Source organism: Micromonospora fulviviridis (genome assembly GCF_014648395.1).
Lineage (GTDB): Bacteria > Actinomycetota > Actinomycetes > Mycobacteriales > Micromonosporaceae > Micromonospora > Micromonospora fulviviridis.
This window is the reverse complement of sequence record NZ_BMRA01000004.1, coordinates 106492-129629: the sequence shown is the minus strand read 5'-3', so window position 1 is coordinate 129629 and position 23138 is coordinate 106492. Positions and strand designations below refer to the sequence as shown.

Sequence of the window (23138 nt, the reverse complement as noted above, 5' to 3'; positions counted from 1 at the left end):
TCGGGGACGGCCACCGTCGTGTGTGGGGTGCGGTCAGCGGGCGGTGCAGGAGACCGTCGGCGCGCGGTTGCCGCCGGTGTACGTGCCGGTGAAGCCGGCCGTGGCGACCCCTCCGACGCCCAGGTTGCCGTTCCAGCCGGCGTCCCTGACCGTCACGGCCGACCCGGTCTGGGTGTACGACCCGTTCCAGAGCTGGGTGATCTTCTGGCCGTCCGGGAAGGTCCAGGCCACGGTCCACGCGGCGATCGGGGCGGTGCCGGAGTTGCGCACCGTCACCTCGCCCTGGAAGCCGCCCGGCCAGGAGTTCGTCACCGCGTAGGTGGCGGCGCAGCCGCTGCCGGTCGGCGACGGGCTCGGGGACGTGGGCGACGGGCTGGGCGAGGTCGGGGACGGGCTGGGCGAGGTCGGGGACGGGCTGGCCGAGGTGGGCGTCGGGCTGGGCGTGCCGCCGAGCCGGTCGGCCACCAGGATGCCCCGGCCGTTGGTGCCCAGGTAGACCCGGCCGTAGACCCGCGGGTCGCCGGTGAGCGCCTCGCCCGCGTTGCCGTACTGGTGCTGGTCGTCGTTGATCCGCACCCACGCCGCGCCGGCGTCGTCCGAGCGGTAGACGCCGTGCCTGCCGTCGACGGTGCCGACCGTGAACAGCGCGGGGTACGTCTGCCCGGGCGCGGCCTTGCCGAAGCCCACGTTGACCGTCGAGGTGACACCGGCCAGCTTGGTGAAGCTGACGCCGGAGTCGGTCGAGTGCCACAGCCCGCCCTCACCGGCCAGCCAGACGTCACCCTCGCGGCCGGGCAGGGCCTTGACCTTGACCCCGGTGGTGGGCAGGCCACTGGCCGCGGTGGCGGTGAAGCTCGCGCCGCCGTTGGTGCTCACGTGGAACCGCCCGCCGCTGACGCCGTAGAACTTGTTCGGGTTGACCCGGTCGGACTCGACGACCGCGTTGGCCGGGATGCCGGTCGCGGCGGTCCACGAGGTGCCGAAGCCGACCGAGCGGACCACCGGCTGGCCGGCGTCGCCCGGCGCCCAGACGAACTGGCCGCCGTCGGCGGAGGCGGCAACCGTGCCGCCGCTGTTGATCCCGGACGGCTCGCTGCCCTGGAACCAGTTCGCCCCGCCGTCGGTGGAGAACGCGACGTGGCTGTCGTTGGGGCGGTCCGCGTCGGTGAAGTTGCCGGCCCGGACCATCACCGCCGGCTTGGCCTCGGCGTAGTCGAGGCTGGTGGTGCTCGTGAAGGTCGGCTGGGTGAACATCATGGGCGGCACCGCGGTCAGATCGGTGTGGCGGAAGCCGCCGATGTCGCCGAGCGCGCTGACCAGCGGCGCGCCCGAGGGCGGGCTGACCAGGTCGAGCACTGCGGTCTCCTCCAGCCCCTTGACCATCGGCTTGACGGTGAACTGGCCGCCGGTGTCCCACTTCGTCAGCTCGGTCGTGCCGTAGATGGTCGCGCCGGTGCCGTACATCATCCGGTTGCTGTCGAACGGGTCGATTTCCAGCGACTCGTTCATCCAGCCCAGCTTCGGGCTCTCCTCCGGGGGTGCGGGATTGGTGCCGAAGGTCAGCCAGTGCACCGAGGAGATGTCCATGGTGTATCTCTTCGTGCGGCTCGGGTAACCGGCGAAGTCCCAGATCCGGGTCCAGGTGGCGCCCCCGTCGGTGCTGCGCCAGAAGATGGCGTCCGGCCACCAGGAGACCTGGGTGGCGACCATCAGGGTGTTCGGGCGCTGCCGGTCGATGGTCAGCCCGGAGTAGCCGAAGTAGGCGTCGGCGCTGCTCGACGGGACCGGGCTGATCTGCGTCCACGCGCCGGTGGCCCGGTTGAACTTCCACACGTCGCCCTTGCCGCCGTCGTACGGGCCGCCGGTGTCGCTGGTGGCGATGTAGAGGTAGCCGCCGACCGGGTCGACCACGCCCTTGTGGGCCAGGTAACCGGTGGGCTGGCCGGGGATCCGCTCCCAGGTGGCGCCGCCGTCGGTGCTCCGGTACACCGGGTTCTGCTTGTCGGCCACGCCCGCGTAGACGGTCTGCGTGACGGCGCCGGGCGTACCCGTGCTCTTGTCGAAGCTCACCCAGGTCAGGCCCTGGTTCTGGCTCTGGTAGCCGGAGCTGTCGTTCGGGTCGGCCCGGTAGTTGCCGACGTTGGGGAAGGTGGCCACCCTGGCCCAGGTCACCCCGTAGTCGGTGCTGCGCCACAGTCCGTTGCCGCCCTCGGCGCCGTAGTAGACGATGCTGTTCCGGTTCGGGTCCACGGCGAGGCGCTCGCCCATGCCGCGGCCGGGCATGTTGCCGCCGTTCTTGAACGGCAGCGCGGTGGCCTGCCAGGTGGCGCCCTTGTCGGTGGAGCGCAGGATCGCCCCGTTGTTCGGGTCCCAGTCGTTGGTGTACATGCCGACCGCGGCGTACACCCGGTTGGTCTGCACCGGGTCGGTGGCGAGGCTGACCACCCCGTTCCAGCCCCACCGGTCGGCGCCCACCCAGTCCAGCAGCGGCGTCCACGACTGGGTCGACTGCTCCCAGCGGTACGCCCCGCCGATGTCGGTGCGCGCGTAGATCAGGTTCTTCTCGGTCTGGTTGAAGATGATGCCGGGGACGAAGCCGCCGCCGTCGATCCGGACGTTCTTCCAGCTGTACGGCTCGGCCGAGGCGGCGGCGGCCGGGGTGGCGGGCGCGGCGGCGAACTGCACGACAACGGCCGCCGCGGTGGCGGCCAGCGCCGCGGCGGCCACGCTGGCGAGACTTCTACGCATGGGGCGGTTCCTCTCGGTTGCCCGGTGGTGAGACGGGAGCGACGCGTGGCGGTCGGCGGACGACCGTGCCCTGACGACGTCGAGGGATCTGGGGGAGCTGCCCGGGCTCCCCGTCGGCGTGCTGGCTCCCGCAGCCGAGGGACATTCACCCTAACCACTGCGCCCCGGCATTTGGAAGCGCTCCCAAGCAACTCCGTCCACCCGGATGGGGTGAGGGCAGGTCACCCGGGGTGCGCGCAGGATCGGGGTTGCGGGACTCCGTGCCGGCGGCGGAGCCCGGCGAACCGCGAACCCGACCCCGGAGGGAGCCAAGCATGGCCACCGCGACGACCACCCGCACCGATCAGGAGATCCAGACCGCCGTCCTCGACGAACTGACCTGGGAGCCGCGGGTACGCCCCAACGAGATCGGGGTGACCGTCACCGAGGGCGTGGTGACGCTGAGCGGCTGGGTGGACAGCTACGCCAAGAAGTGGGCCGCCGAGCGGGCCGCCCACCGGGTGCCCCGCGTCCGGGCGGTCGCCAACGACGTCGCCGTCCGGATCGCCACCTCGGCCGAGAAGAGCGACCCGGAGATCGCCACCGCGGCCAGCCGAGCGCTGGAGTGGGACGCGTTCGTGCCGATCGAGGCGCTCGACGTGACCGTCGCCGACGGCTGGGTCACCCTGCACGGCGAGGTCGAGTGGGAGTACCAGCGTCGGGCCGCCGAACGCTCCGTCGCCCGGCTCACCGGCGTACGTGGGGTGAGCAACAGCATCACCGTGCGGCCGACCGCTCGCGCAGACGGGCACGACCTGGCCGAGCGGATCGTGGACGCGCTGGCCCGCAACGGCGCCACCGAGGCGGAGGGGATCAGCGTCCGGGTGCACGGCGACACCGTGCTGCTGGAAGGGCTGGTCCACTCGGCGCCGGAGCGCGCGGAGATCGAGCGGGTGGTGTGGAACGCGCCCGGCATCCGGGAGGTGCACAACCACGTGACCGTGGGGCGGTGAGCCGGACCACCCGGGCGGGGTGATCCCGGCTCACCCGGTCACGCGCGAGGGTGGGAATCATGACCACGCCACTACAGGTGACCACCGCCCGGCTGCGGATCCCGGTGACCGCGACGGACCACGTCCGCGGGCCGGCGGACGCGCCGGTCACCCTCGTCGAGTACGGCGACTTCCAGTGCCGGTTCTGCGGCGCCGCGTACGCCAACCTGGCCGAGGTGCTGCGCCAGCGCGTCGACACCGTCCGGCTGGTCTACCGGCACTTCCCCATCGCCAACGTCCACCCGTACGCGGAGAGCGCGGCCGAGGCCGCCGAGGCGGCCGGGCGGCGGGGGCGGTTCTGGGAGATGCACGACTGGCTCTTCGAGCACCAGGACCAACTCGACCCGGTGCACCTGTCGCTCGGCGTCGAACAGCTCGGGCTGCCTCCCGACGAGGTCGGCGCGGAGGTGGGGCGGCAGGCCCACGCCGACCGGGTCCGGCAGGACTTCGTGGGCGGCATCCGCAGCGGGGTCGACGGGACCCCGACGCTCTTCGTCAACGAGGTCCGCCACGACGGCGGCTACGACCTGGCCGACCTGCTGGCCGCCGTGGACGCCGCCGCGAACGCCTGACCCCGGGCCCGGTCAGATCAGCCGGAGCTCGCGCGCCCGCCGGACGGCCTCCCGCCGGCGGGTCGCGTCGAGCTTGCGGTAGATGTTGCGCACGTGGGTCTTCACCGTGTTGACCGACAGCGACAGTTCGCTGGCGATCTCCACGTTGGACAGGATGCTCTGCAGGTAGCGCAGGATGGTCAGCTCCCGCTCGGTCAGCGGCTCGTCCAGGGTCCGCTCCGGTCCGGCCGGGTGCTCGGGCGGCTCGTCGGCCCGGCGCTCGTCCGCCCCGCGGACCAGGTCGCTCACCGTCGGCCAGTGTGCGGTGCCGGAGTCCAGGTGCGCGGCGAGCAGGTCGCGGACCGCCGGCTCGGCGCGGGTGAAGACCCGCCGGAAGCCCTCCGGCTCGGCCAGGTCCAGCACCTGCTCCAGGGTCCGCCCGGCCCGGCGGCCGTCACCGGCCGCGCCGGCGAGCACCGCGTCGAGCAGCCCGGCGGCGAGCCGCACGGACAGCGGCCAGGCCGCAGCGTCCGGGCCGGTCCAGTCGGGCAGCGCCCGCCCGGCCGCGCGCGGGTCACCGGACCGCAGCCGCACCCGGGCCAGTGCCACGTCGAGGGCGGCCTGTCCGCCGCCGCCCGCCCCGCCCTGCTCCGGGCCGGCCGGCCCCGCGCCCGCCGCGCGCGACGGATCGACTGCGTCTACGGCCTCCGTCGCGCGTGACGGATCGGCTCCGGCCACGGCCTCCGTCGCGCGCGACGGATCGGCTGTGGTCGCGGCCTCTGTCGCACCGGCCCCCGCGTCGGTGAGCAGGGCCCGGGCGCTCTCCACGTCCCCGACGGCGGCGCGTAGCTGGGCCTCGTCGGCGGCCAGCCAGGCGCCCAGCTCCGGGCCGGGCGCCGTCTCCCGGGCCGCCACGAGGGCGCGCAGCGCCGCCGCCGGCTCTCCACCGGCCGCCAGCAGCCCGGCCCGGCAGAGCGCGGCCAACGCCGCCGCACCCGGCTCCGCGGTCGCCGGCCCAGCCAGAGTCAGGTTCGCCGCGGCCTCCGCCGGCTCGTCGCGGTCCCAGGCCACCAGTGCCAGCGCCAGGTACGCGTACCCGCAGTCCAGACGGGACGACCAGCCCTCGCAGGACGGCAGGGCCAGCGCCTCCCGGGCGTGGCGTTCGGCGGCCCGCAGCGCGCCGTGCGCCGCGTCCAGCAGCGCCGACCGGCTGGCGCAGACCAGCTCGGTACGCGTCCGGCCCGCCCGTCGCGCCGCCGCCAGCGCCTCGGCGAAGCGCGCGGCGGCCTCGGGCAGCTCCCCCTCGGCCAGCGCCACCAGCCCGAGCGCGGTGCCGGCGACCGCCCGCACGTCGGCGTCCTCCCCCGCCCCGGCCCGCGGGTCGTCGACCGGGCCGGCCGGCGTGCCGGTGGCGAGCAGCCGCCCGGCGGCCCGGCGCACCTCGTCGTGGTCCCCGGCGAGCCGGGCCAGGGTCAGCTCGACCGCGACGGCCAGCCGCCGGAACCGGTCCCGACGCGGTGCGGGCAGGTCGCGGGCGTGCTCGACGGCCCGCCGCAACTGTCCGGCGGCGGCCTCGGCGTCCCCGGCGTACGCCCGTTCGGCCGCGCCGGCCAGCGCCAGCTCGGGATCCCGGCGCAGCGCCTCGGCAGGCGGCTCGGGTGGGGCCGGGGCGGCGGGGCGGTCCCGCTCGTACGGCGCCAGCTCGGGCCAGCGGGCGATCAGCAGCTCGGTGGCGGTGTCCCACTCACCCCCGGCCAGCGCGTGCCGCAGCGCCTCGGCCGGCCGGTCGTGGTCCGCGTACCAGCCGGCGGCCCGCCGGTGCAGCTCGCCCAGCTCGTCGGCGGGGAGCCGGTCCAGCTCGTCGCGGAGCAGGTCGGCCAGCAGCGGCTGGCACCGGTACCAGGGCGGGCTGCTCCCGTCCCGCTGGACGAAGCCGCCCTCCCGGGCCAGGTCGGCCAGCACCTGACCGGCGTCCGCCCGCCCGGTCACCGCGTCGGCCAGGTCGGCGCAGACCGCGGCGGCCACAGCGCTGCGGCGCAGCACGTCCCGGGCGGCCGGGTCCAGCGGCGCGAGCACCTCGTCACGCAGGTACCCGGCGACATCCGGCTGGTCGCCGGTGAACCGGTCGACCGCCCGGGCCGGATCCGCCTGGGCGCGCAGCGCCAGCGCGGCGAAGCGCAGGCCGGCGGGCCAGCCCCCGGTCCGGTCGGCCAGCCGCGGCACCGCCGCGGCCGGCAGCGGCACCCCGTGCGCGACCAGCAGGTCGGCGACCTCGTCGGGGGTGAACGCCAGCTCCGCCGGGCCGATCTCGGTCAGCTCGCCGGCCAGCCGCCACCGGTGCAGGGCCAGCGGCGGGTCGGTCCGCGCGCCGGCCACCACCCGCAGCCGCCCCTCGGTGTGCCGGAGCAGGAACTCCAGCCCGGCCAGCGCGGCCGGGTCGGTCACGCGGTGCAGGTCGTCCAGGACCAGCAGCACCGGGCGCTCCCGGGCAGCGAGCGCCGCGGCGAGCAGTTCGAGCTGGTCCGGTCGGGGCGGGCCGTCCGGCACCGGCGGCTGCGGCCCCTCGCCCGGCACCCCCTCGGCGGCCGCCCGCAGCGCCGCCGCCAGGTAGGCCCAGAGCCGCTCCCCGGTGTCCCCCGCCTCCACCGTCACCCAGGCCGGCGGCGGCTCGGCCCGCACGGCCCGGGCCCAGCCGGCGAGCAGGGTGGTCTTGCCCCAACCGGCGGGCGCGAGCACCAGGGTGACCGGCCCGGCGGTGCCCCGGTCGAGCCGGTCCAGCAGCCGGGGCCGGACCAGCACCGGCTCGGGCAGCGCGGCCGGCGAGAGCCGGGACGCCAGCAGCGGCGGGCCGACCACCCCGAGACCGCCCGCCGACCCGCCCCCGCCCGGCGCCGCGCCGGCAGCCGCCGCACCGGCGCCACCCGGACCGGGAACCGGCGTGCTGGCGACGTCCGGGCCGGGCTCCGGCGTGCTGACGACCGCCGGTCCGGGCTGCGGCGTGCCGGGGCCGGGCTGCGGCGTGCCGGCGACGTGGGTCGCCGTGGTGATGTCGGTCGCCGTGGTGAAGTCGGTCGGCGCGGTGACCTCGGTGCGGTCAGCCTCCTCCGGCATGCGGCCCCTCCCCCGGGTCGGTGCGGGCAGCGGTTACCCGGCCCGGGCCGGTTCACCCCTTCGGGGCGAACCCCGCTCACCCCGCCCGGCCGCACCCTGGAGGCACGCGGGCGGCCGGCCGTGCGGAGCCGGCCGCCCGGCGACCCCCGACGACGGGAGGGGCAGGTGGCACGGATGGGACGGCTGGCCAGCGGTGGGCTCGCCCTGGTGCTGGCGGGCGGGGCGCTGGCCCTCGTACGCCGGCACCGGCACCGGCCGCCCACGGCCGCGCCCGACCCGCGGCCCGGACGCTGGCAGGTGGTGACGGTGGCCGGGCGACCCGAGGAGGTGCTGCCGCCCGGGCGCTGGCCCGAACCGCTGCGCCGGCTCGACGGCGCGGTCGAACTGTCGGCCCGCCCGGCCCCCGGCGGCCGCGGCACCGAACTGGCGGCCCGCCCGCTCAGCGGCGAGCCGACGCTGCCGGGCCTCGCCGCCCACCTGGTCGGCGACGATCCCGGCCGGTTCCTGCGGCAGGCGCTGCGGGAGGCGAAGCAGCTCGTGGAGACCGGGGAGGTGCTGCGGGCGGACCGCTCGCGGCTGGACCGGCCGGGGACGGCCGGATGAGGGCGCTGTGCTGGGAGGGCGCCGACACGCTGGCGGTCCGGCAGGTCCCCGACCCGGAGCTGCGCAACGCCCAGGACATGATCGTCCGGGTCCGCCGGAGCGTGACCTGCGGCGCCGACCTGCCGTTGCTGGCCGGGCGGGTCCCCCACCTGGCCGCCGGGGACGTGCTCGGGCACGAGTTCCTCGGCGACGTGGTCGAGGTCGGGCCGGAGGTACGCCGGCACCGGGTCGCCGACCGCGTGGTGGTCTGCGCGGGCATCGCCTGCGGGGCCTGCTGGTTCTGCCGGCAGGGCCTCTTCGCCTGCTGCGACAACGGGACGACCGGCACGGCCGGGGCAGAGCCGGAGTGGGGGCAGCCCACCGGCGGCTGCTACGGGCGGCCGGCCCTGCTCGGCGGCTTCGCCGGCAGCCACGCCGAGTTCGTCCGCGTGCCGTACGCCGACGTCGGCGCGTTCACCGTGCCCGACGGGGTCAGCGACGACCGGGCGGTCTTCGCCTCGGACGCCGCCCCGACCGGCTGGATGGGCGCCGAGCTGGGCGAGGTGTCCCCCGGCGACGTGGTGGCGGTCTGGGGTGCGGGGGCGGTCGGCCAGCTCACCGCGGCGGCGGCCCGGCTGCGCGGGGCGGACCGGGTGATCGTGGTCGACGAGCACGACGAGCGGCTGCGCATGGTCGAGCGGCACGTCGGCGCGGAACCGCTCAACTACCGGTACCTGGACGTCCCCGCCGAACTGCGGGAGCGCAGCGGCGGCCGGGGCCCGGACGTGTGCGTGGAGGCGGTCGGCCCGGCGGCCTCGCCGGGGCTGTTCGCCGGCCGGCCCGGCCGGCGCGCGGACGGATCGCCGGCGCTGCGCGAGGCGGTGCACTCCTGCCGCAAGGGCGGCACCGTGGTGCTGCTCGGCACCGGGACCGGGTTCGTGGACACCTTCCCGCTGGGCGCGGTGCTGGACAAGGGGCTGACCGTGCGCGGCGGCCGGCAGCACGGGCAGCGCTGGATCCCGATGCTGCTGGAGCGGATGGCCCGCGACGAGCTGCGTACCGAGCACCTGGCCACCCACCGGCTGCCGCTGGAGCGGGGCGCGGAGGGTTACGCGCTGTTCCGGGACCGGGCCGACGGTTGCGTCCGGGCGGTCTTCTCCCCGTGATCGCGGCGGCCGGGGGTGGCACACTCGGCGGATGCGCGACGACCGCCCGTACGACCTCGTCCTTTTCGGCGCCACCGGGTTCACCGGCGGCCTGACCGCCGAATACCTGGCCCGGCACGCCCCGGACGGGCTGCGCTGGGCGCTGGCCGGCCGCAACCCGGGCAAGCTGGCCGGGGTGCGGGACCGGCTGGCCGCCATCGACCCGGACCTGGCCGGGCTGCCGCTGCTCACCGCCGACGTCACCGACCCGGCGTCGCTGCGCGCCGTGGCGGAGAGCGCCCGGGTGGTCGCCAGCACCGTCGGCCCGTACATCCACCACGGCGAACCGCTGGTCGCGGCCTGCGCCGCCGCCGGCACGGACTACGTCGACATCACCGGCGAGCCTGAGTTCGTCGACCTCATGTACGTGCGGCACCACGCCGAGGCCGTGCGCACCGGGGCGCGGCTGGTGCACGCCTGCGGCTTCGACTCCATCCCGCACGACCTGGGCGCCTGGTTCACCGTCAAGCAGCTGCCCACCGACGGGCCGGTCACCGTGGACGGTTACGTCCGGGCCGGCGGCCGGTTCTCCGCCGGCACGTACCACTCGGCGCTCACCGCCTTCTCCCGCACCGGCGAGATGAGCCGGGCCGCGAAGGCGCGCAAGGCGGTCGAGCCGCGGCCGGAGGGCCGCCGGGTCCGGGCGGTGCCCGGCCGGGTCGGCCGGGTCAGGGAATTCGGGCTGTGGGCGGTGCCGCTGCCCACCATCGACCCGCAGGTGGTCCGCCGGTCGGCGGCGGCCCGCCCGGAGTACGGCCCGGACTTCCGCTACCGCCACTTCGCCGCGGTGAAGCGGCTGCCCACCGTGCTGGCCGCCGGGGTGGGCCTGGCCGGCGTGGTCGGGCTGGTGAAGCTGCCGCCCACCCGGCGCTGGCTGCTCGGCCGGCTCTCCTCCGGCCAGGGCCCGAGCGCCGCCCAGCGGGCGAAGTCGTGGTTCCGGGTGCGGTTCGTCGGCACGGGCGGCGGCCGGACCGTACGCACCGAGGTGGCCGGCGGGGACCCCGGCTACGACGAGACCGCCAAGATGCTCGCCGAGTCCGCGCTCTGCCTGGCCTTCGACGACCTGCCGGCGACCGCCGGGCAGGTGACGCCGGTGACCGCGATGGGCGACGCCCTGCTGGACCGGCTGGTCCGGGCCGGGATCACGTTCCGGGTGCTGGACGCTTGACCCTCGACCGGGTTGAGGGCACAGGATCCGGCGTCGTGGAGAGCGAACTGCGCAGCATCGGCGAGTTGGCCCGGGCCAGCGGGCTGACGGTGAGCGCGCTGCGGTTCTACGACCGCTCCGGCGTGCTGGTGCCGGCGCTGGTGGACCCGGCGACCGGCTACCGCTGGTACACCGACGACCAGGTGGCTCCGGCCCGCCTCGTCGCCGGGCTGCGCCGGGTGGGCATGCCGCTGGCCGGGATCGCCGAGGCGCTGCGGCACCGGCACCGGCCGGCGGCGGTGCACCGGCTGCTGGACGCGCACCTGCGCCGCCTGGAGGACGGCCTCGCCGACGCCCGCCGTGAGCTCTCCCGGATCCGCGCCCTGATCGATCCGGAGGAGACCCCCATGACCACCACCCGACTCGTGCTGCGCCGCGCCGACCTGGCCGCCGCCGTGGACGCCGTCCGTTTCGCCGTCGGCACCGACCCGGAACTGCCGGTGCTCTCCGCGGTGCTGCTGGAGGTCGAGCCGGACGGCGTCCGGCTGGTCGCCACCGACCGGCACCGGCTGGCCGTGGCCCGGGTCGGCGGGAGGGTCGACGGCTCGCCCGTGCGCGCGCTGCTCCCGGCGGACGCGGTGGATGCGGTGCGCGCCCTGCTCGACACCGGCGCCGGGATCACGCCGGACGCGCACCTCACCGTGGCCCCGGACCGGGTCGAGGTCTCGGTGGCCGGCCGGCCCGTGACCGCCGCCGCGCTGCCGTACGACTTCCCGGACTACCGCCGCCTCCTGCACGGGCAGGTCGGCGGCGCGCCCATCCACCGGATCCCGGTCGACGCGGGGGCGCTGCGGCGCGCGCTCACCGCGGAGGGCGCTCCGGTGCTGCTCCGGGAGTACGCGGGGGTCGACCACGAGGTGGTCGTGCTCGGCCTGGACGACCGGGGCGGCCTGTGCGTGCTCGGCCCCGACGCGCCGGACGGCCTGCGGGTGGGCGTGAACCGGGAGTACCTGCTCGACGCCCTGGACGCCGGCGGCGGGGGCCAGCTCGTGCTGGAGCTGGACGGGCCGATCGCCCCGCTGGCCGTGCGCCGCCCCGACGACGAGGACGTCTTCTCCATCCTCATGCCGGTCCGCCTCTGACCGGCACCCCCGCCCGCCCGGCCGGCCGGCCCCAGGCCGTCACCCTGAGCGACCGCGCGGCCCAACCGCCCACCATCCCACGACCGCCTTTGCTCTGCAGCCATCGGCGCAGCGGGCACGCACCGCGACCGCTGCGTCCGTGGCTGCAGAGCAAAGCGGGTGCTGGATGGTACCGGGGGTCGCGAAGGGTGGGGAAAGAAAGCGCAGCTCAACTGCGTGCGCCTCCACTGCGGGCGGACGTGGCGCGCTCGGGCACCCCGACGCCCGTCACCCACCGTCACACCGCGCCGCCCGCCACGCGCTGGTCACCGAAGGTGACCGCCGGCGGGGTACGGACCACCGATCCGGCGACCGCCTCCACGGGCCGGGGCGGGCGGAAGGGGCCGCGACGGTAGCATCTGGTGGTCCCACCTGACTGCCTGGACGGAGGCGTACGGAGCAGCATGCTCGACATGGAGTTGATCCGGAAGGATCGCGAGGCGGTGGCGACCGCGCTGGCGAAGCGTCTGGATCCCGCCGAGGCCAACCGGGCGCTGGACGAGATCCAGCGGCTCGACCAGGAACGTCGCGCCCTGATCATGGAGATCGACGCCGAGCGGCAGCGCCGCAAGGCCGAGGCGCGGGCGTACGCGGAGGCGAAGCGGTCCGGCGTCACGCCGGAGCCGGTCGCGCCGGAGGCCGAGCGCAAGCAGCTCGCCGAGCTGGAGTCCCAGCTGGACGAGGTGCAGTCCCGGCTGCGCACCACCATGAGCGAGCTGCCCAACCTGCCCGCCGACGACGTGGTCGCCGGTGGCAAGGAGGCCAACCGGGTGGTGCGGACCTTCGGCGAGCCACCGGCCGTCGAGAAGATCCGCGACCACGTGGAGCTGAGCAAGGCGCTCGGTCTCGTCGACCACGAGCGCGGGGTCAAGCTGGGCGGCTCCGGCTTCTGGATGTACACCGGCCTGGGCGCCCGGCTGGAGTGGGCACTGGTCAACTGGCTGATCGAGCAGAACATCCAGGCCGGCTACGAGTTCCTGCTCCCGCCGCACCTGCTGCTGGACAGCGCCGGCTTCGCGGCCGGCCAGTTCCCCAAGTTCTACGACGACGTCTACCACCTGGACAAGCAGTCCGCCCCGCGCGGCCAGTTCCTGCTGCCCACCGCGGAGACGGCGATCCTCGGCGCGTTCCAGGACGAGATCCTGGAGACCGCGAAGCTGCCGCTGAAGGCGTTCGCCTACACCCCCTGCTACCGGCGCGAGGCGGCCGGCTCGCACTCCGACGAGCGCGGCACCGTGCGCGGCCACCAGTTCAACAAGGTGGAGATCTTCCAGTTCACCCTGCCCGAGCAGGCGGGGGCCGCGCTGGAGGCCATGGTCGGCCACGTCGAGGGCCTGGTCGAGAAGCTGGGCCTGCACTTCCAGACCAGCCTGCTCGCGGCGGGCGACTCCAGCGCCGCCATGAAGAAGACCCTCGACGTCGAGGTCTGGATGCCGAGCACCGGCAAGTACAAGGAGGTGTCGTCGGTCTCCTGGGGCGGCGACTACCAGGCCCGGCGGGCGGCCATCCGCTACCGGGAGCCGGGCGGCAAGCAGACCCGCTTCGTGCACACCCTCAACGGGTCGGCGCTGGCCACCAGCCGCCTCTTCCCGGCCATCCTGGAGCAGTTCCAGCAGCCCGACGGCTCGGTCGTGGTGCCCGAGGTGCTCCGCGACAAGCTCGGCACCGACCGGCTCACCCCGGTCCGCTGACCGCCTGACGCGCGGCGGGGGTCGGCTCGTCCGGCCCCCGCCGTCGTCTCCAGAGCAGGCCGGCCGCCAGCAACAGCACCAGGGCGGCCGCGAGCAGCGCGGGGCCGGCCGTGTCCACCGCGCGGACCAGGGCCTGCTGCACGCGGGCGGCGGCCCGCACGACCGGGTCGCCGAAGGCGTCGTGGCGCCCCTGGGCGAGGCGGACCTCGTACCAGCCGTACCAGGCGACGTAGCCGCCGGCGACCAGCAGCACCAGGCCGCTCAGCCGGGGCACCCACGCGCCGGCGCCGCGCAGCCGGGCCACCACCCGGCCGCGCAGCAACGCCACGCCGAGGGCGGCCACCCCGACCACCAGACCCATCCCGATCGCGTACGCGCCGAAGAGCGCCAGCCCGCGCAGGGTCGAGCCGGCCCGCAGGCTGGTCACCACGATCGCCAGGAACGGCGCGATGGAGCAGGTCAGCGAGGTCAGCGCGTACGCCACCCCGAACAGGGCCATGGACGGCCAGGTGTGGGTGAGCCGGGGCGCCCGGGCGAACGGGCGCGGGGTGGGCAGCCGCCGGCCGGCGAGCAGCCAGCAGCCGGCCAGCGCCAGCAGCACGCCGAGGGTCACGGTCAGCCAGGGCAGCCGGGGGCGCAGCCAGTCGGCCAGCGGCGCGACGGCCAGCCCGAAGGCGCCGAAGACCAGCGCGTACCCGAGAGTCAGGCCGGCCGTGGCGGTGAGCGCGCGCCCGACCGCGCCGCGACCGTCGGCGGGGCCGGCGACCAGCAGCGACAGGTACGCGGGCAGCATGGCGAAGCCGCACGGGTTGACCGCGGCGAGCATGCCCGCGGTCAGCGCGAGCAGGAGCCCGCCGGTCATCCCCGGGCCAGCGCGTCGACCTGGCGGGTCAGCGACTCCCCGTCCAGGAAGCCCTGGTGGACCACCCGGCCGTCCCGGTCCACGATCACGAAGGTGCTCTGCTCGACCACCTCGAACCGGCGCCACAGCGTCCCGGACCGGTCGTCGAGCTGCGGGGTGCCGGCCAGGTCGAACTCGGTGACGAACTCCTTCATGGCCTTCTGTTCGCCCAGGCCGGCGACGCCGACGATCGACACGGTGTCCCGGTACTTCGGGGCGATCTCGGCGACCGTCCACGCCTGGCTGGCGCAGGTGGCGCACCAGGGCGCCCAGAACCAGAGCACCACCGGCCTGCCGGCCAGGGCGGCGGCGGAGAACGCCGTACCGTCCAGGGTCTTCGCGGTGAACGACAGCGTCTCCGGCACCCGGGCCGGGACCACCGGAGCGGCCGGCGACGCGGACCCGGACGGGGCGGCTGGCGACGCGGCGGCCACCACGCCGACCGGGGTGGCCCGCTCGGCGCCGACCGCGCAGGACGCCGCGCCGGGCAGCGTGGCGGCCAGCACGGCGGCGGTGGCGAGCCGGCGGGCGGTACGTGGGGGCATCCGCGTCTCCTCGGGGTTCGGCTACTCGGCCTTGACCAGCCGGAGCGCGAGTTCGGGACAGACCTTGACCGCCTTGAGCGCGCCCTGCCGCAGCCAGGTCGGCACCGGGGTGGGAGGGAAGGCGGGGTAACCGTTGCCGTCGAGCCGGATGAAGTCCGGCACCACGTGGGCGCAGAGCCCGTGCCCGTCGCAGCGGGACCAGTCGAGGGTGAGCTTCTGCGGGTTGCCGTCGGGCGCGCCGGGCAGCCCCATCAGGCCCTTGACCCGCTTGCCGCAGCCCTCGCCGGTGGCGTGCAGCCGCAGGTCCTCGGCGAACACCTCCATGGCGGACAGCGCGAACCGGGCGGTGCCGTCGGGGTGGCTGCACGCGCCACGCCCCTTCACGTCGCCGGCCGCGGCGCGGACCACCTCGATCGGGGCGCTGCCCGAGACCGCGAGGTCAACGGCGCGGGCCAGGTCGGGCAGGCCCATCTTGCAGGGGCCGCACTGCCCGGCGGACTCGCCGGCCAGGTAGCGGACCACCTGGGCGGCCTCGCCGAGCGGGCACGTGTCCCGGCTCAGCGGGAGGATGATGCCGGCGCCGAGCGTGCCGCCGACCGCGGCGAGCCCCTTGCGGGAGACCTCGGCCCGCTCCGCCGCCTCCGGGGTGATCCACTTGCCGTGGTAGCCGCCCATGAGGATGCCCGGCCCGTCGGGCACCTCGCAGAGCTCCAGGATCTCGCGCAGCGGGGTGCCGGCCGCGCATTCGACCACGGCCGGCCGCTTGGCCGCCCCCGTGACGGTGAGCAGCACGGTGCCCGGCTCGTCGTCGGTGCCGAGCGCCGCGTACTCGTACGGGCCGATCCGGGCGGCGACCGCGAGCTGGGCGTACGTCTCGGCGTTGGAGAGCAGGGTGGGCAGGCCGTTCACCCCGGAGTCGCTGGACCGCTTCTTGGTCCCCGGCGGGATGTGCGGCAGCCCGTTGATCCCGTTGACCAGGGCGCCGCCCTCGCCGGAGATGAACCGGTGCGGCACGGTGACGATGGTGGTCGGCACCGGCATCCGCCGCTCCTGCAACGCCTCGGTGAGCGAGGGCCGGCCCACGTCGTCGTCGGCCACCCCGATCACGATCTCCTCGGCGTCCAACGCGTACGCGGCCAGCGCGGCGCCGTCCAGGATGAGATGCGGGGCCCGGGTGAGCAGCACCTTGTCCTTCCAGCTCGCCGGCTCCCCCTCGGTGGCGTTGACCACCACCACGGCCGCCAGATCCTGCCGCTCGCAGGACTCCAGCACGGCGCGCAGCTTGCGGGCGAACGGGAAGCCGGCCCCGCCCTTGCCCTTGAGGTCGATCGCCTCGGCGAGCCGGAGCAGGGCGGCCGGTTCCACCGGCCCGATGGGTCCGTGCACCTCCTCGTGGGCCAGCAGGTCGAGCCGGCCGAACTCGGCGAAGCCGGCGGTGAGCCGGGGCTCGCCGACGCAGGCCACCGGTGGCACGGTCGTCCGCATCACTTGGCCTCACCCCGCAGCCCGGCCCAGTACGCCCCGTCCACCGCGTCCGCGTTGGCCCGCTTACGCCGGCTCGACCGGCCCTCGCCGGAGGCCCGCAGGGCCCGCCGGGAGGCGAGGTCGACAAGGGTCGGGGTGTCGTCGACGAAGGCGTCGTCGGCGGCGTAGCGGGCCGGCGGGCGCCAGTAGTCCGGCTCCTCCGGCACGTCCTCCTCGATGCTGTGCCGGCCGCTGCCGCTGCGGGGCGCCGACGAGATCGGTCCGGCCGAGATCGGCTCGCCGGAGACCGGCTGGCTCTCCCAGCGGCGCGGGCTGTCCCAGGGCTCCTCCGGCTGGTCCCGGCGGGGCGGAGCCGAGTAGCGGGCGACGGCGTCCGGCGGCGTGGAGTAGCGGGAACCGGTGTCCGGCGGGGCCGAGTGGCGGCCGCCGCTCTCCGGCGGGGCCGAGTAGCGGGCGGCGGCGTCGGCGTCGACGCGGGACCGCCGGGGGCTCCGCTCCTCCTCGTCCCGGTAGCGGCGGGCGGGGCGCTCGTCGTCGCGGCGCCGGGCCGTGGGCACGCGCTCCTCGCCGCGGGCCACCCGCTCGCGCTCGGCGCGCCGGGCCACCCGCTCGTCGCGCCGCCGGGTGGCCGCCGCGCGGACCGGCTCGCGCAGCGTCCCGGGTTCCGGCACCACGGGTACGGCGAACCGCTCGGGGTCGCGGCGCCGGGCGGTGCCGGCCGGGGCAGTCCAGGTGGCGGTGGCCTCGGCCCAGCCGCCCTCGCGGCCCCGGCCGGAGCGGCTCTCCTCCTTGGCGGTGGCCCGGCGCCGGGTCAGCCCGGCGAGCAGGCCGGTCCGCTCCTCTCCCTTGCCGGCCATCGCCTTGTTCAGCGCGGCGGCCTGGTGCTGCTCCCGGCTGCGCTTGCCGAGGTGGACGGAGAGCCGGACCAGCAGCGCCACCACCACCAGCAGCACGCAGGCCAGGTAGCTCAGCACCACCCAGGTCTTCGCGGCCCGGCCGGCGTTGAGCCCGTGCAGCAGCGCGAACGGCCAGGAGACGTACGCCATGGAGTGCAGCGCCCGCCAGAACCACTTCGGACCGACGCCGGCGAACCGGACCCGGACGATGCCGGTCCAGAACACGCCGACCATCAGCAGCGCGGCCACGGTGCCCAGCCCGACGTAGAGGCCCCGGCCGCCGAGGAACGGCACCACCGCGTCGGTCGGCGCGGCCCGGCCGGTCGAGATCTTGGTGATCACGTGGAAGACCAGCCCGGCCACGCCGAGGACGCCGGTGGCCCGGTGCGCCGACTGGAGCAGCACCCGGTGCCGGATGAGCAGCACCAGCCGGTCGGTGGCGAGCAGCCCCAACATCACGGTGAGACTGAGCGAGACCAGGGCGACCACCCCGGCGAAGAACTCGGTGAAGAAGAATCCGTACGAGTACATGACGGCGCCGGCGCCGGCCAGCTCCAGGCCGGCCCACGCGACGCCGAGCGCGGACACGGCGAGCGCCACCATCGCGGACCTCGACATCGTCCGGGCACCACGGCTGCTGGTGGTGGTCCGGACGGTCGTCGCCTTCTCGTTCTGCTCTGCCCGGGCCATCTGCTCCTCGATCGTCTCGCGGCGGCGCCCCACCGGCCGACCCTGCTCCCTCCTCCAGTACGGACGGACGGCACGGGCGGATCACCTCCGGTGGGGAATTTCTCGGCCGGTCCGTCGAACCGTTCGGCACCGGAGCGCGTGTAGCGCATTTCGCAACGACGTATGTCCATGCGTTGACAGGTCTTGCAACACGCTTGTAACCTTGCCGAAAATTTCAGTCCGACTTGCAAGAAGTCGGCACTGATCCTTCCCCCGCGCCGCACCCCCTCAGGAGTCCCGATGCATCGACGTCGATGCCGTTCGGCGGCCCTCGCCCTGGGCCTGGCCGCCAGCCTGCTCGTCCCGACCACCGTGGCGGCTCCCCCGGCCGCCGCCTCCACCCCCGGCAGCAAGAAGGTCATCGTCCAGCTCTTCGAATGGAACTGGACCTCGGTGGCCAACGAGTGCACCACCGTGCTCGGCCCGAAGGGCTACGGCTACGTCCAGGTGAGCCCGCCGCAGGAGCACGTCAAGGGCAACCAGTGGTGGGTCGCCTACCAACCGGTCAGCTACCGGATCGAGTCCCGCAAGGGCACCCGCGCCCAGTTCCAGGCGATGGTGAACACCTGCCACAACGCCGGCGTGAAGGTGATCGTCGACGCCGTGGTCAACCACATGTCCGGCCAGGACAACGGCGGCACCGGCTGGGCCGGCAGCACCTACGGCCACTACGACTACCCGGGCACCTACGGCTCGCAGGACTTCCACTACTGCGGCCGCAACGGCAACAACGACATCGTCAACTACGGCGACCGGTACGAGGTGCAGAACTGCGAGTTGGTCAACCTCGCCGACCTGAAGACCGAGTCGGACTACGTGCGCACCCGGCTCGCCACGTACCTCAACGACCTGCTCTCGCTCGGCGTCGACGGCTTCCGACTGGACGCCAGCAAGCACATGCCGGCCGCCGACATCGCCGCCATCAAGGGCAAGCTGTCCCGGTCGGCGTACCTCGTGCAGGAGGTCATCTACGGCGCCGGCGAGCCGATCCAGCCGACCGAGTACACCGGCAACGGCGACGTGCACGAGTTCCGGTACGGCAAGGACCTGGCCCGGATGTTCAACAGCGAGCGGCTGGCGTACCTGAAGAACTTCGGCGAGTCCTGGGGCTACCTGCCGGGCGGCTCGGCGGTGGTCTTCACCGACAACCACGACACCCAGCGCGACGGCGGCGTGCTGACCTACCGCGACCGCGGTGAGTACGCCCTCGCGAACGCCTTCATGCTCGCCTGGCCGTACGGCACCCCGGCGGTGATGTCGAGCTACACGTTCAGCAACAAGGACCAGGGCCCGCCCTCGGACGCCAGCAACAAGACGTCGAACACCACCTGCTACTCCGGCTGGGAGTGCGAGCACCGCTGGCGGGTGATCGCCAACATGGTGGGCTTCGCCAACGCCACCCAGGGCGCCGGCGTCGCCAACTGGTACGACAACGGCTGGCAGCACATCGCGTTCAGCCGGGCCGGCAAGGGCTACCTCACCCTCAACGACGAGGACTTCGCCGTCACCGGCCGGTCCTACTACACCGGCCTGCCCGCCGGCCGCTACTGCGACGTCATCCACGGCGACTTCAGCAACGGCTCGTGCAGCGGCCCGGTGATCACCGTGGACGCGAGCGGCTGGTTCGCCGCGACCGTCAACGCGCACGACGCCATCGCCATCCACATCGGCGCGAAGCTGTCCTGACGACTCCGGCGGCGCGATCCGGCCGCCCCCACCGAACCAGGAGGCCCCCCGCACCGCCGTTTCGCGGCGCGGGGGGCCTCCTGCCCGATTACAGTACAGATCGTGCTGTTTGACCGATTGTTCTCGCGCTGGGCGCTGGGCTGGCTGCTCGCCGCGGTCGGCGTACCGGTGCTGCTGGCGGCCGCGCTGCTGGTCGGACGGGCCCTGACCGCCGGTCCGGCCCCGGCGCCGGTCGCCGCCGCACCCACCGCGGCGATCCCGCCCGCCCCCGACGAGCCGAGCCCGTCCCCCGAGGAGTCCGTGCCGGCCGCCGCCCCCGCCCCGGACGACCTGCCGGTGGTCACCTACGACCCGGCGCCCGGCGGGTTTCCCGCCGACCCGGGCCCGGCCGACACCCGCCCGCTGGCCGAGGGGCTGACACCGACCCGGACCGTGGCCGCGTACGACGCGCCGGGCGGCCGCCCGCTGGCTTTCCTCGCCCCCACCATCAGCGGCGTCGAGCTGACCGTGCCGATCGTCGAGCGGCGGGTCGGCTGGACCGCGGTCCTGCTCCCCTCGGCCAACCGCCGGATCGCCTGGCTGCCGGCCGGCGGCTGGAGCACGGTGGCGCTGCCCGACCAGATCGTGGTGGAACGCCGCCCGCACCGGCTCACCTGGTTCCGGGACGGCCGCGCGGTGCGCTCCTGGGAGGTCAGCCTCGGCATGCCCGGCCAGTCCACCCCGCTCGGCCGCACCTTCGTCCTGGGTCGCACCCCGCCCCCGCAGGACGTCTACGGCGGGGTGGACATCTTCGCCCTCGGTGCGATCCCCGACGACCCGGACGCGGTGCCGACCGGACTGCGCGGCGCGCACATCGGACTGCACAGCTGGTACACCGACGACACGCTCGGCAAGAACGTCACCAACGGCTGCATCCGGCTCACCCGCAGCGGCCAGCGGCAGCTTCTCGCCGCGCTGCGTCCCGGCACCGCGGTCGTGGTGGTGGACCAGCTTCCCGCCCCGCCGGCCACCGCCTGAGCCGGCTCAGTCGCCGAGCAGCCAGCCGTTCTCCTCGGCCACCCGGACCGCGTCGGCCCGGTTGCGGGCTCCGGTCTTGCCGATCGCCGCGGAGAGGTGGTTGCGCACCGTCCCCTCGGAGAGGTGCAGCGTCGCGGCCAGCTCGGCGACCGTGCCGCCGGACCGGGCCGTGCGCAGCACCTCGGTCTCCCGTTCGGTGAGCGGGCTCGACCCGGTGGCCAGCGTCTCCGCGGCGAGCGTCGGGTCGACCACCCGCAGCCCCGCGTGCACCCGGCGGACCGCGTCGGCGAGCTGCCGGGCCGGGGTGTCCTTGACCACGAAGCCGTTGGCGCCGGCCTCCATGGCCCGGCGCAGGTAGCCGGGACGGCCGAAGGTGGTCACCACGAGCACCCGGCAGCCGGGCAGCGCGGCCCGCAGGGCCGCGGCCGCCGCGACCCCGTCCAGGCCGGGCATCTCCACGTCGAGCAGGGCCACGTCGGGTCGGGTCCGCAGCGCCGCCGGCACCACCTCGTCGCCCCGTCCCACCTCGGCCACCACGGTCAGGTCCGGCTCCATCGACAGCAGCGCGGCGAGCGCGCCCCGGACGAGTGCCTGGTCGTCGGCGAGCAGCAGCCTGATCGGCTCGGTCATCTCGTCGCCTCCCGTCCCGGGTCGGCCAGCGTCACCCGGAGCAGGAAGCCGCGCCCGCCGCGTGCGCGAGCGACGGTGACCGTGGCGTCCAACCGCCGGGCCCGCTCGCGGAGCCCCACCAGGCCGTGGCCGGCCGCCTCCGGCTCGCCGACCGGCCCCCGGCCGTCGTCGCGGATCTCCACGGCCGTCGGGTCGACCCGGATCTCGCAGCGCCGGGCGCCGCTGTGCCGGACCACGTTGGTCACCCCCTCGCGGACCGTCCAGCCGAACAGCTCGTCCCGCTCCGCCGGCAGCGCCGGCGCCGTCTCCGGCAGGTCGGCGGCGATGCCCGCGGCGGCCAGCGCCGAGCGGGCGCCGGCCAACTCCGTCGCCAGGTTCACCCCGCGGTACGCCCCGACGGTGCCGCGCACGTCGGCCAGGGCCTGCCGGGCCAGCCGCTCGATGTCGGCGATCTCGGTGGCCGCCTTGGCCGGATCCAGCTCCAGCAGCCGCCCGGCCAGCTCGGCCTTGACCGCCACCACGGTCAGCGAGTGCCCGAGGATGTCGTGCAGGTCCCGCGCGGTCCGGGCCCGTTCCTCGGCCACCGCCAGCCGGCCGATCTCCTTCTGGGCGGCCTGGAGCTCGGCGTTGCGCTGGGCCAGCCGGCTCACCCCGAACATGGCGAACGAGGCGAGCACGACGGCGAAGACCACCGTGCCCTCGGCCTCCCAGCCGGGCACCAGCGCCGCCGCGACCGGCGGGGTGAGCGCGGCCAGCGCGACCACCAGCAGCGCGTCCCGCGACGGCAGCAGGAACACCGCGGCCGCCGCGACGAAGACCAGCGTGGTGAGCCAGTCCCCCTCGGTGCCCGGGATGCCGGCGAGGCCGAGCCCGAGCAGCACCGCCAAGGCCGTCCAGGCCCGACCGCGCGGGATGGTCCGGTGCGCCTGCCGGCGGCCGCGCGCCCACTCGAACACCCAGACGTAGAACACGCCGAAGCCGACCAGGGTGACCGCGCCGAGCACCCGGCGCCAGACCTCGGGCTGGTGCAGGGCGGTGAGCAGCGGGATGTTGAGGAAGAAGAGCCAGACCGCGGCCAGGAGCCAGCCGGTGATCCGCCAACGGCGGCTCACCGGCTGGCTCGGCTCGCGCGGCAGGCCCACGGTGAACACGCTAGCCTCCGCGGTCGCGCGTCAGACGCGGGTGGTGTCGCGGCGGAACAGCCGGGCCGCGCCGAGGCCGAAGAAGGCGGTCCAGGCGGCCACGTTGCCGACCGCGACCCAGTCCAGCCCGGCTCCGGTCAGCGGCGCCCGGGCGAGCTGGCCGACGCCGTAGACCGGGGTGAACTTGGCGATCTGCTGGAGCGCGTGGGGCAGCACGTCGAGCGGGACGAACAGCCCGCCGAGCATGGCCAGGACGGCCAGCACCGGCCCCATGAACTGCATGACGTTCTCAGCCGGGGCGAGGTAGCCGACGAAGAGGCCGAGGGCGGCGAAGACGAGGGAGCCGATCCAGGCGGTCAGGCCGGACTCCACCCAGACGTGCGCCGGCAGCCGGACCCCGGAGGCGGCGCCGACGGCGAACTCGACCAGCACGCCGAGCAGGCCGAGCACCATCGCGGTGGCCACTTTCGTGGCCACGTACGCGGCCGGGCGCAGCGGGGTGAGCCGCAGCTGCCGGCTCCAGCCCAGCGCCCGTTCGGTGGCGACGGCCGCGCCGGCGCTGGTGGTGGCGACCATGGCCGCGTAGACGGCCAGGCTGATCATGATCCAGCCGGTGACCGGCAGGCCGTTGTCCAGGTTCTGCCCGCGCTGCGGCAGGCCGAACAGCAGGAAGAACACCGCCGGCATGACCAGGATGAAGATCAGCGTACGGCGGTTGCGCAGCACCCGGCGGATCTCGATGCCGAGCACGGCGGTCGAGAAGCCGCCCAGGGCGGGGGGCCGGCGGTTCCCGGTTCGGTGGGCGGAGGTGGTCGCGGACGGGGCGGTGACGGTCATCTCAGGGCTCCGGGTTCGGCGCG

Annotated in this window: 18 protein-coding genes; 9 read left to right on the top strand and 9 right to left on the bottom strand. The window is 75.4% G+C overall.

Annotated features, from left to right (window positions below):
* Window positions 1-33: 33 nt before the first annotated feature.
* Entirely contained in the window at window positions 34-2748 is a 2715-nt protein-coding gene (locus IEY96_RS11975; RefSeq protein ID WP_189194900.1) for a cellulose binding domain-containing protein, read from the bottom strand.
* A 314-nt stretch (window positions 2749-3062) separates the two neighbouring features.
* Here IEY96_RS11975 and IEY96_RS11970 point away from each other — a divergent pair, with 314 nt between their 5' ends.
* A complete protein-coding gene (locus tag IEY96_RS11970) occupies window positions 3063-3740 on the top strand; it encodes a BON domain-containing protein (RefSeq protein WP_189194899.1) in 678 nt (225 codons plus the stop codon).
* A gap of 59 nt (window positions 3741-3799) precedes the next feature.
* Window positions 3800-4351, top strand: coding sequence for a DsbA family protein (locus tag IEY96_RS11965; protein WP_189194898.1), 552 nt, complete (start codon window positions 3800-3802; stop codon window positions 4349-4351).
* A 12-nt stretch (window positions 4352-4363) separates the two neighbouring features.
* On the opposite strand, the gene IEY96_RS11960 is transcribed toward IEY96_RS11965, so the two are convergent.
* Window positions 4364-7441 carry a helix-turn-helix transcriptional regulator gene (locus tag IEY96_RS11960; RefSeq protein WP_189194897.1) on the bottom strand — a complete coding sequence of 1026 codons (3078 nt, stop codon included), beginning with the start codon at window positions 7439-7441 and terminating at the stop codon, window positions 4364-4366.
* Between the two features lie 165 nt (window positions 7442-7606).
* Here IEY96_RS11960 and IEY96_RS11955 point away from each other — a divergent pair, with 165 nt between their 5' ends.
* From IEY96_RS11955 to serS, 5 genes are all read left to right on the top strand, one after another.
* On the top strand, window positions 7607-8044 hold the full coding sequence (locus tag IEY96_RS11955) for a hypothetical protein (RefSeq protein WP_189194896.1): 438 nt from the start codon (window positions 7607-7609) through the stop codon (window positions 8042-8044).
* Window positions 8041-9189 carry a zinc-binding dehydrogenase gene (locus tag IEY96_RS11950; protein WP_189194895.1) on the top strand — a complete coding sequence of 383 codons (1149 nt, stop codon included), beginning with the start codon at window positions 8041-8043 and terminating at the stop codon, window positions 9187-9189. Before IEY96_RS11955 ends, IEY96_RS11950 begins: the two co-directional genes overlap by 4 nt.
* Window positions 9190-9220: 31 nt before the next feature.
* Window positions 9221-10396 carry a saccharopine dehydrogenase family protein gene (locus IEY96_RS11945; protein ID WP_189194894.1) on the top strand — a complete coding sequence of 392 codons (1176 nt, stop codon included), beginning with the start codon at window positions 9221-9223 and terminating at the stop codon, window positions 10394-10396.
* Between the two features lie 47 nt (window positions 10397-10443).
* Entirely contained in the window at window positions 10444-11517 is a 1074-nt protein-coding gene (locus IEY96_RS11940) for a DNA polymerase III subunit beta family protein (RefSeq protein WP_189195255.1), read from the top strand.
* A 443-nt stretch (window positions 11518-11960) separates the two neighbouring features.
* Window positions 11961-13247 (top strand): serine--tRNA ligase, encoded by a 1287-nt coding sequence (gene serS / locus IEY96_RS11935; RefSeq protein ID WP_189194893.1) that lies wholly within the window; start codon window positions 11961-11963, stop codon window positions 13245-13247.
* On the opposite strand, the gene IEY96_RS11930 is transcribed toward serS, so the two are convergent.
* The 4 genes from IEY96_RS11930 to IEY96_RS11915 are packed head-to-tail and all read right to left on the bottom strand — an operon-like array spanning window position 13231 to window position 17797.
* A complete protein-coding gene (locus IEY96_RS11930) occupies window positions 13231-14109 on the bottom strand; it encodes a cytochrome c biogenesis CcdA family protein (RefSeq protein WP_189194892.1) in 879 nt (292 codons plus the stop codon). The genes serS and IEY96_RS11930 overlap by 17 nt on opposite strands.
* Window positions 14106-14693: a TlpA family protein disulfide reductase gene (locus IEY96_RS11925; protein WP_189194891.1), complete on the bottom strand. Its 588-nt coding sequence runs from the start codon at window positions 14691-14693 to the stop codon at window positions 14106-14108. The genes IEY96_RS11930 and IEY96_RS11925 overlap by 4 nt, the downstream gene beginning before the upstream one ends.
* Before the next feature lie 21 nt (window positions 14694-14714).
* Entirely contained in the window at window positions 14715-16181 is a 1467-nt protein-coding gene (locus IEY96_RS11920) for an NADH-quinone oxidoreductase subunit NuoF family protein (RefSeq protein WP_229791552.1), read from the bottom strand.
* The gene (locus IEY96_RS11915) at window positions 16178-17797 is read right to left on the bottom strand and encodes a hypothetical protein (RefSeq protein WP_229791551.1); all 1620 of its coding nucleotides are present in this window, start codon (window positions 17795-17797) and stop codon (window positions 16178-16180) included. The genes IEY96_RS11920 and IEY96_RS11915 overlap by 4 nt, the downstream gene beginning before the upstream one ends.
* A 246-nt stretch (window positions 17798-18043) precedes the next feature.
* Here IEY96_RS11915 and IEY96_RS11910 point away from each other — a divergent pair, with 246 nt between their 5' ends.
* Window positions 18044-19489 (top strand): alpha-amylase, encoded by a 1446-nt coding sequence (locus IEY96_RS11910; RefSeq protein WP_189194889.1) that lies wholly within the window; start codon window positions 18044-18046, stop codon window positions 19487-19489.
* 102 nt (window positions 19490-19591) lie between these two features.
* A complete protein-coding gene (locus IEY96_RS11905; protein WP_189194888.1) occupies window positions 19592-20506 on the top strand; it encodes a L,D-transpeptidase in 915 nt (304 codons plus the stop codon).
* Window positions 20507-20512: 6 nt separating this feature from the next.
* On the opposite strand, the gene IEY96_RS11900 is transcribed toward IEY96_RS11905, so the two are convergent.
* Genes IEY96_RS11900 through IEY96_RS11890 form a run of 3 tightly spaced genes read right to left on the bottom strand, consistent with a single transcriptional unit; the run spans window position 20513 to window position 23115 of the window.
* Window positions 20513-21136, bottom strand: a complete 624-nt coding sequence (locus IEY96_RS11900; RefSeq protein WP_189194887.1) for a response regulator transcription factor — start codon at window positions 21134-21136, stop codon at window positions 20513-20515.
* Entirely contained in the window at window positions 21133-22287 is a 1155-nt protein-coding gene (locus tag IEY96_RS11895; protein ID WP_189194886.1) for a sensor histidine kinase, read from the bottom strand. Before IEY96_RS11895 ends, IEY96_RS11900 begins: the two co-directional genes overlap by 4 nt.
* Before the next feature lie 21 nt (window positions 22288-22308).
* Window positions 22309-23115, bottom strand: coding sequence for an ABC transporter permease (locus tag IEY96_RS11890; RefSeq protein WP_189194885.1), 807 nt, complete (start codon window positions 23113-23115; stop codon window positions 22309-22311).
* Window positions 23116-23138: the final 23 nt, after the last annotated feature.